Below are 7,475 nucleotides of genomic sequence, written 5' to 3'. Positions count from 1 at the left end.
AGGTATCCGGGCACTCGAAAGGTGACAAAATCTTAGTCATTGAATGGCGCTAGATAAAGGCCTACGATGGCGTATTACTAGAAACAGAGTGTTTATAATGGATCGCCTGACCCAGATGGCCACGTTCGTCAAAACAGTTGAGCTGGGTTCATTCAGCGCCGCTGCGGACGACCTGAATCTGTCCCCTCAATTGGTAGGGAAACAGGTGAAAATGCTCGAACAACATCTGGGGGTTTCCCTGCTGCACCGGACTACGCGCAGGCAAAGCCTCACCGACTTCGGCAGGGCGTTCTACCCGCGAGCAAAACTGATCCTTGCAGACATGCAGTCTGCCGAGAACCTGGCTGCCCTCACTCGGGGCACACCAAGCGGCCGCCTTCGCATCAACGCGCCGGTCACGTTCGGAATTCGCACGCTTTCGCCACGCCTGCTGGAATACATGGTTCGGTATCCTCAGGTGTCTGTTGACCTAATGTTATCGAACGAACTGGTCGATATCGTTGATGATGGTTACGACGTGGTATTTCGCATCGGCGAGCTGGTGAGCAGTGGGTTGAAGGCAGTGCCACTGGAGCCCTATCAGATGGTTTTATGCGCTGCGCCGTCCTATCTTGCACGTCGTCCTCCCATCATCAATCCGTGGGATCTACAGCAGCAGGAGTGTCTGGGGTTTACCTATTCTGATGGCCGCTCACACTGGAGCTTCGACAGCCCGGAGGGGCGTATAGATGTTCCTATTACAAGCAAATTAACGATCAATCAAGGTGATCCACTGCTGGCAGCGGCTGTAGCTGGTCTAGGTGTGGTTCTACAACCGATAGAGTTGGTTAGCGATGCACTGCGCGATGGGACACTGGTGCGCCTGTTGCCGCAGTACCCGGTGCCGAATACCGCCATGCACATCCTCTATGCCCCTGACCAAAGAATGACTCCAAAGCTGCGCAGCTTCTTGGAGTTTGCGCGTGAGGCTTTTGGGCAGCGAGGCCCTCTCTAACGCACGAAAATCAATGTCTGCGCTATCCGGCGCCGGGCTGGGTGCACTCATCGACGACCTGGGTGATGCCTCCGCCAAGCGCGCGCTTGAAGTGACGAAACGGACCAGCTTCATGCTGTCGGGTGCCCAGTTGGGCATCACCGTGACAGGTCTGCTGTCGACAACTGGCTCGGCCCACTGCTGATCGTCTGGGGTGTTCCCGAGTGGGCTGCGGGTGGTGCGTCCTTCGCGTTTGCGCTCTTCGTGGTGACTTTCCTGCACCTGGTCGTTGGCGAGATGGCACCGAAATCCTTGGCGATTGCTCACCCGGAACGCTCCAGCCAAGCCTTCAGCAGCAAATCTCCAGTCTTATTGATCTCGGTACCTTGCCGATCGAAGAGCTGGTAACGAGTGACGCTATCCCGGTCCACGTCAAGTTCGATGCGTCCGTAGCGGATGTACGTGCCATCGCCGCCCAGTCAGGTCATCTGCGCATCCTGATTCTCGGCGCCAGCGACAAGCTGCCTCCGGTCGTTCATTTGCGCGATACGCTGCTTGAGCCTGATACGCGTCCGGCGCGGGAAATCGCTCGCCAGGTTTTCGTTCTGGACGCTAAAACGCCGGTTTATGAGTCACTGGCGCTCATGCGCAAGTCAAGCGTTCAGCTTGCCGTGGTCATGCAAGACGGACAGTTGAAAGGGGTGGTAACGCTCGCCGACATACTGGAACGCATATTGCCCCTTGCGACCGCCTCCTAGCCGGCTCCTTGGTCAGCCCTTGAGCAGAACGCCGGTGTGCAAATGATCGGGCGTGTCCTGGCTATTTCCCCAGGCCCTGGGGAAATAGCTTGGGGTTTGAGAAAGCCTGCTTAAGGTGGTCATACACCAATCGCACCCGCTTCGATACAGGACCCTGCTGCGGGCGGTATATGAACAGATCCCATGGCGCTGGAGCGAGATCAGCCAAAACAGCAACCAGCTTTCCTGACCGCAGATGAGGCTCAGCCAGATAGGCAGGAATTTGGCCAAAACACATGCCTGCCAGGGTGGCTTCCAATTCCGTATCTGGATCATCACAGATAAGCGCTGGCTGCCTGGGCGTGAACGTTTGCCCGTCGGCAAATAGCCAAGGCCAAGGGCGGCCATTTTTCCGGTCGATCAGGACTGAAAGTGGCAGCTTAGCTAAGGCATCCAAAGATTCAGGTGGTGTCTTTTGGCCTATGAGAGACGGGGACGCGACAACGTAAAACGACACGGGTGCTAAGGCTCGTGCAACGTAGCGCCGGTCGCGAATACCCCCCACCCTGATACCAATATCGATATGCGCCTCAACAGCATCAGTCATCTGATCTTCCAAGCGGAGATCGAATTGCAGGTCAGGATGTGCAGCGGCCAGGGGCTGAAGAAACGGTATTAGGAAGCGCCTGCCAATAGCATGTGGAGCCGTAATTCCCACCCTACCTGACAGCTCAGGCTTCGTCCTGTGCGAACGGAATAGCGTATCGAAATGATCCAGAGCTGACCTGGCATCTTTGGCGTAATCCTGACCGAAAGCAGTGATGCTCACCTGGCGGGTATTGCGGTGGAACAGTGATTCGCCAAGCTCAGTTTCCAGGGCTTGAATGGCTCGAGTCACCCCTTGTGGGGAGATGCCTAATCGAGTTGCCGCTTCGCGGAAGCTACCTGCCTCTGCTGCTGTGCAAAAAATCCTGACCATCTCCATGCGATTAAGCATGTTGCCCCTCCCATTTATTCCATTTTCAGGAATAGCATAATCCAATTATTTTCATTTTTTGAGATCAATTATGGGTCTATAGTATACAAACTGCCAGGTTAACCAACCATGGCGAAGTATAAAACCACCGATGAGGTTCTTAGCATGAGCAATAACATTTCTGGAAAAGTTGTCGTTATCACCGGTGCCAGCAGCGGCCTGGGTGAGGCTACTGCACGCCACCTTGCTGCGCTTGGCGCTCGCGTAGTGCTGGCTGCACGCCGCAAAGATAAACTCGACGCATTGGTGGCTGAGCTGACCAATGCAGGTGGTCAGGCAATCGCGTATCAGACCGATGTCACCTCTCAGGAAGAGGTCAAAACACTCATTCAAGGTGCCGTGGACACCTACGGTCGCATTGATGTACTGATCAACAATGCCGGACTGATGGCGATTGCACCGCTCAGCGATACTCGCACTGACGAGTGGGATCGCATGATCGATATCAACATCAAGGGTCTGCTGTACGGAGTCGCGGCTGCATTGCCAGTCTTCCAGAAACAAAACAGTGGTCACTTCATCAACATCGCATCGGTTGCAGGCCTGAAAGTGTTCAGCCCAGGTGGCACCGTGTACAGCGGCACCAAGTTTGCTGTGCGGGCTATCTCCGAAGGACTGCGTCACGAAGTCGGTGGCAGCATCCGCACCACGACTATCGAACCGGGCGCCGTGGACTCCGAACTGAAATTCGGCAGCACCCACCAACAGAGCCGCGATTTCGTGGTGGACTTCTACAAGCATGCAATTCCCGCCGAATCGGTCGCTCGAGCTATCGCCTTCGCAATTGAGCAGCCTGCTGACGTGGATATTAACGAGATCGTTCTGCGCCCAACCGTGCAGGAATTCTAATGAGTTGAGGGCCTGTCTCTTCGGCGTCAGGCCCCGCTTATCTGGAGTGAAAAGCGGTGAGTGCCACATGCCCCGGAAGAAAAGAAGCAAGCGCTCGATGCAGGTGCTTAATGCCCTGCAATTCTTCAGCAGCTTGCGGCTGTTCGAAGAGCTGTCAACAGATAGATGGCAACGGTTCTGGAGAGCTATCTACGGGAAGAGTTTCCCAGGAGCGATTCGCAGAACAAGTCCATTGACGAGACCATCTCCATCGTCCGCTCCTACCTGCGGTAGAGGCACCAGGGTGCCCTCGGTGAGGGAAAATTTAGTTAGCTAATATAGGAAGCGACATTATGAAATCACGTGCAGCAGTTGCCTTCGGGCCTGGAAAGCCACTGGAAATCGTCGAGATCGACGTCGAGCCGCCGCGCAAGGGCGAGGTGCTTGTCAGGATCACGAATACCGGCGTTTGCCATACCGACGCCTTCACCCTGTCGGGCGAGGACCCGGAAGGCGTGTTCCCGGCGGTGCTGGGCCATGAGGGCGCCGGCATAGTGGTCGAGGTCGGCGAGGGCGTGACCTCGGTCAAGCCGGGTGACCACGTGATCCCGCTGTACACCGCCGAGTGCGGTGAGTGCCTGTTCTGCAAGAGCGGCAAGACCAACCTGTGCGTGGCGGTGCGCGCCACCCAGGGCAAGGGCGTGATGCCCGATGGCACCACCCGCTTCAGCTACAACGGCCAGCCGATCTACCACTACATGGGCTGCTCGACCTTCAGCGAATACACGGTGGTGGCCGAAGTCTCGCTGGCCAAGATCAACCCGGACGCCAATCCCGAGCATGTCTGCCTGCTGGGTTGCGGTGTGACCACCGGCATCGGCGCTGTTCACAACACGGCCAAGGTTCAGCCGGGTGACTCTGTGGCCATCTTCGGCCTCGGCGGCATCGGGCTCGCTGCGATTCAGGGGGCACGCCAGGCCAAGGCAGGTCGCATCATCGCCATCGACACCAATCCAGCGAAGTTCGAGCTGGCTCGTACCTTCGGCGCGACCGAATGCCTCAACCCGAAGGACTTCGACAAGCCGATTCACGAGGTTCTCATCGAGATGACCGGTTGGGGTGTCGATCACACCTTCGAGTGCATCGGCAACGTCAACGTGATGCGCTCGGCACTGGAAGCAGCACATCGTGGCTGGGGCCAGTCGATCGTCATCGGCGTGGCTGGTGCAGGCAAGGAAATTTCGACGCGCCCGTTCCAGTTGATCACCGGTCGCACCTGGAAGGGCTCGGCTTTCGGCGGGGTCAAGGGCCGCACTCAACTTCCCGGCATGGTGGAGGACGCAATGAAAGGCGAGATCGATCTCGCCCCGTTCGTCACCCACACCATGGGCCTCGACGACATCAACAAGGCCTTCGACCTGATGCATGAAGGCAAGTCGATTCGCACGGTGATCCACTACTGACCGCCCACTACCCATTCAACACCAACCACCAAGGAAATTAATCATGTCCACTCCTGTCATTTCTGGCGATGACATCTTTTCGCACATCTTTATCGGCGCTGCCGACCTTCAGAAGTCGGTCGCGTTCTACGACGCCGCTCTGGGTGCTCTTGGCATCAAGAACCTCGGTCCTTTCAACAACGGATGGGTACTTTTCGGTCGCGAAAAGCCGGCTTTCATCATCGCCCGCCCGGGCAATGGTGAAGCGCCTTCCAGCAACGGCGTGACGATCGGCTTTGCGGCCGCCACTCCCGCTGAAGTGGATGCCTTCCACGCCGCCGGCCTTGCCGCAGGCGGCACTGACGAGGGCCAACCTGGCGCACGTGGTCACCTGCCGGGTGCCTATGCGGCCTACCTGCGTGATCCGGCGGGCAACAAGGTCTGCTCGTACACCTTCGTCTGAAAGCAAGGAAGCTGAGAGCGTTCTGACAGGGTCAGCACAAGCCTCTATTATACGGCGAGCCTGTTAGACGGAACGTGTAGCGCGGTGCCTGCTCATGAAGATCGGCCCGCAGCCATGTGTGAAACGCATGGCTGCGGGCATTTGTTTTGAAGCGTGCTTTTCAACCAATGAGAAATGAGGTCGTTATGAAAGAGCCGGCCAATATCAATACGACGACCGTACAACCCACCCCGACCGCCACCGTGTACGGCATGCCGGCCTATGCCGATCGTGCTGCAGCCGTGGGTGAAGTGCATGCGCGCCCGCATCTGTTGCTTGAGGCCCCCCGCGGTATATTGCAGCTCTCTTTCATGACCGAAGGCGACCGATAAATGTCGGTGGGAAACGCACTTTCTTCCCAGGCAAATCTGCTTGTAGCCCATCAAGGTCATCAGCGAGATACCACTTAATCCAACGATTTACACTGGATCTTGCAGCCTGTAGCAATCTGGCAATCTCAGCTTTGGGTTTCCCCTGAGCCCACAACAAAATGGCGTTTGCTCTGCGTGCCAGCGGCCTGTTTGGGTTCCACTGCACTATTTTTTTAAGGCGGTACAGCGCCTGTGGTGTAAAAAATGGTAACGTATTCATACTCAATGCGGTTGGTGTCTTTGGTTTTGTTTGGCGACTGATCAGATCGCGCAAACCGCATTGAGTTCCCTTCCTCGGGTGATCTACTATTTGGAACAGCTATTTAGAGGGCAGGGTTGCAACACGTACTATGCAATTACAACAGGCAGTAACAGAGTTAAATGATACCAATACTGAGTTAGTAAAAATGCAGCAGCAGCTGATTGAATCGGCGAAGTTATCTCAAATTGGTATTTTGGTGGCCGGAGTAGCCCGAGAAATTACGGCGCCTGTTACAAAAAGTCTTGAGGCTGCTGATGCCTTACAGCAAGAACACCTGCTTATTGGTCAGGCGATGCAAAACAACGTACTGAAACGATCTGTTTTCGAAAACTATTTACAGGGATCCACTGTTAACATTAGCCGGCTCAGCCAGCATTTAAGAAGGGCTGATGAGCTCATTCAGAGTTTCAAAGCAGTAGCGGTCGATCAGTCCAGTGAGCAACGCCGCAATTTTATATTGTATGACTATCTGCAACAGGTTTTGTTAAGTTTGCGTTATGAACTGAGCGACTACGACGTAAAACCTGACATAAAAGGTGACAAAATTCTGGTACTACAAAGCTATCCCGGAAGTTTTAGTCGGATCCTGACTAATCTGGTTTTAAATTCACTGCAACACGGCTTTAAAACTAAACAAGCGCAATCGATTGTCATTGAGTACAGCATTCTGAGTGATGGCCAGCTGCAGATTCAATACCGGGATAATGGTGTGGGGATGTCTGAAGCGGTATTAGCACGAATTTTCGAGCCATTTTATACAACGGCACAGCAAAACGGTGGTAGTGGTCTGGGGCTTAGCATCGTTTATAATCTTGTCACCCAGCAGCTTAAAGGCAGCATAATATGCGAGAGCCAGCCCGATCATGGCACTACGTTCACTATTACGTTACCGGTAAGAATAGTGGTTAAATACCGAAAAAATGTAGGTTCTTAAGAGTAGAATAAGACAATTGAAGAAATAGCGCAGAAAATACAAAGCCAGTTTTGTGAGAAGGAACCGACGACCTTTGGGTTTCTGAGTTTCAGATACAAAAAAACCTACCTAAAGTAGGCTTAGATGTTGGTTGCGGGAGCCGGATTTAGACCTTCGCCCCGCGGTTATAAAGAGAAGCCCGAGGGCTTATAACAGGCGCAAAAAAACCTACATAAAGTAGGCTTAGATGTTGGTTGCGGGAGCCGGATTTAGACCTTCGCCCCGCGGTTATAAAGAGGAGCCCGAGGGCTTATAACAGGCACAAAAAAACCTACATAAAGTAGGCTTAAATGTTGGTTGCGGGAGCCGGATTTGAACCGACGACCTTCGGGTTATGAGCCCGACGAGCTA

Annotated in this window: 11 protein-coding genes and 1 pseudogene; 10 read left to right on the top strand and 2 right to left on the bottom strand. The window is 54.6% G+C overall.

From position 1 onward, the window contains the following. Positions 1–97 precede the first annotated feature (97 nt). From B2Q61_RS09530 to B2Q61_RS09520, 4 genes are read left to right on the top strand one after another with little or no spacing between them, the layout of a single operon-like run. Complete coding sequence (locus B2Q61_RS09530) at positions 98–994, top strand: LysR family transcriptional regulator (protein ID WP_290615566.1); 897 nt, start codon at positions 98–100, stop codon at positions 992–994. 13 nt (positions 995–1,007) lie between these two features. Then, a complete protein-coding gene (locus tag B2Q61_RS09525) occupies positions 1,008–1,178 on the top strand; it encodes a hypothetical protein (RefSeq protein ID WP_290615564.1) in 171 nt (56 codons plus the stop codon). Continuing rightward, positions 1,172–1,381: a CNNM domain-containing protein gene (locus B2Q61_RS17805; RefSeq protein ID WP_414631481.1), complete on the top strand. Its 210-nt coding sequence runs from the start codon at positions 1,172–1,174 to the stop codon at positions 1,379–1,381. Before B2Q61_RS09525 ends, B2Q61_RS17805 begins: the two co-directional genes overlap by 7 nt. Next, on the top strand, positions 1,360–1,731 hold the full coding sequence (locus tag B2Q61_RS09520; RefSeq protein ID WP_290615562.1) for a CBS domain-containing protein: 372 nt from the start codon (positions 1,360–1,362) through the stop codon (positions 1,729–1,731). Before B2Q61_RS17805 ends, B2Q61_RS09520 begins: the two co-directional genes overlap by 22 nt. A 61-nt stretch (positions 1,732–1,792) precedes the next feature. Here the strand turns inward: B2Q61_RS09520 and B2Q61_RS09515 are convergent, their stop codons facing one another. Next, the gene (locus tag B2Q61_RS09515) at positions 1,793–2,752 is read right to left on the bottom strand and encodes a LysR family transcriptional regulator (RefSeq protein ID WP_290615560.1); all 960 of its coding nucleotides are present in this window, start codon (positions 2,750–2,752) and stop codon (positions 1,793–1,795) included. A gap of 99 nt (positions 2,753–2,851) precedes the next feature. Between B2Q61_RS09515 and B2Q61_RS09510 the strand changes: the two genes are divergently transcribed. The 5 genes and pseudogenes from B2Q61_RS09510 (at position 2,852) to B2Q61_RS09495 (ending at position 5,850) form a co-directional block, all read left to right on the top strand. Beyond that, entirely contained in the window at positions 2,852–3,595 is a 744-nt protein-coding gene (locus tag B2Q61_RS09510; protein ID WP_012218029.1) for an SDR family oxidoreductase, read from the top strand. A 60-nt stretch (positions 3,596–3,655) separates the two neighbouring features. Beyond that, a pseudogene (locus B2Q61_RS17785) lies at positions 3,656–3,868 on the top strand (metal-sensing transcriptional repressor). A 59-nt stretch (positions 3,869–3,927) separates the two neighbouring features. After that, positions 3,928–5,037 carry an S-(hydroxymethyl)glutathione dehydrogenase/class III alcohol dehydrogenase gene (locus tag B2Q61_RS09505; RefSeq protein ID WP_003291553.1) on the top strand — a complete coding sequence of 370 codons (1,110 nt, stop codon included), beginning with the start codon at positions 3,928–3,930 and terminating at the stop codon, positions 5,035–5,037. A gap of 43 nt (positions 5,038–5,080) precedes the next feature. Beyond that, positions 5,081–5,479 (top strand): VOC family protein, encoded by a 399-nt coding sequence (locus B2Q61_RS09500; RefSeq protein ID WP_128352385.1) that lies wholly within the window; start codon positions 5,081–5,083, stop codon positions 5,477–5,479. A gap of 185 nt (positions 5,480–5,664) precedes the next feature. After that, complete coding sequence (locus tag B2Q61_RS09495; RefSeq protein ID WP_290615541.1) at positions 5,665–5,850, top strand: hypothetical protein; 186 nt, start codon at positions 5,665–5,667, stop codon at positions 5,848–5,850. Here the strand turns inward: B2Q61_RS09495 and B2Q61_RS09490 are convergent. Next, positions 5,828–6,109, bottom strand: a complete 282-nt coding sequence (locus tag B2Q61_RS09490; protein ID WP_290616030.1) for a helix-turn-helix domain-containing protein — start codon at positions 6,107–6,109, stop codon at positions 5,828–5,830. The genes B2Q61_RS09495 and B2Q61_RS09490 overlap by 23 nt on opposite strands. 130 nt (positions 6,110–6,239) lie before the next feature. Between B2Q61_RS09490 and B2Q61_RS09485 the strand changes: the two genes are divergently transcribed. Continuing rightward, a complete protein-coding gene (locus B2Q61_RS09485) occupies positions 6,240–7,085 on the top strand; it encodes a sensor histidine kinase (RefSeq protein WP_290615540.1) in 846 nt (281 codons plus the stop codon). Positions 7,086–7,475 lie beyond the last annotated feature (390 nt).

It is taken from the genome of Arsukibacterium sp. UBA5043 (assembly GCA_002415085.1).
GTDB lineage: Bacteria > Pseudomonadota > Gammaproteobacteria > Enterobacterales > Alteromonadaceae > Alishewanella.
This window is presented reverse-complemented; position numbering and strand designations above follow the sequence as displayed.

What these genes read in the sequence shown, in the direction of transcription:
- B2Q61_RS09490 (WP_290616030.1), bottom strand. Translation starts at nt 6,109, where the DNA reads ATGAATACGTTACCATTTTTTACACCACAGGCGCTGTACCGCCTTAAA.
- B2Q61_RS09485 (WP_290615540.1), top strand. Translation starts at nt 6,240, where the DNA reads ATGCAATTACAACAGGCAGTAACAGAGTTAAATGATACCAATACTGAG.
- B2Q61_RS09500 (WP_128352385.1), top strand. Translation starts at nt 5,081, where the DNA reads ATGTCCACTCCTGTCATTTCTGGCGATGACATCTTTTCGCACATCTTT.
- B2Q61_RS09530 (WP_290615566.1), top strand. Translation starts at nt 98, where the DNA reads ATGGATCGCCTGACCCAGATGGCCACGTTCGTCAAAACAGTTGAGCTG.
- B2Q61_RS09510 (WP_012218029.1), top strand. Translation starts at nt 2,852, where the DNA reads ATGAGCAATAACATTTCTGGAAAAGTTGTCGTTATCACCGGTGCCAGC.
- B2Q61_RS09525 (WP_290615564.1), top strand. Translation starts at nt 1,008, where the DNA reads ATGTCTGCGCTATCCGGCGCCGGGCTGGGTGCACTCATCGACGACCTG.
- B2Q61_RS09495 (WP_290615541.1), top strand. Translation starts at nt 5,665, where the DNA reads ATGAAAGAGCCGGCCAATATCAATACGACGACCGTACAACCCACCCCG.
- B2Q61_RS09505 (WP_003291553.1), top strand. Translation starts at nt 3,928, where the DNA reads ATGAAATCACGTGCAGCAGTTGCCTTCGGGCCTGGAAAGCCACTGGAA.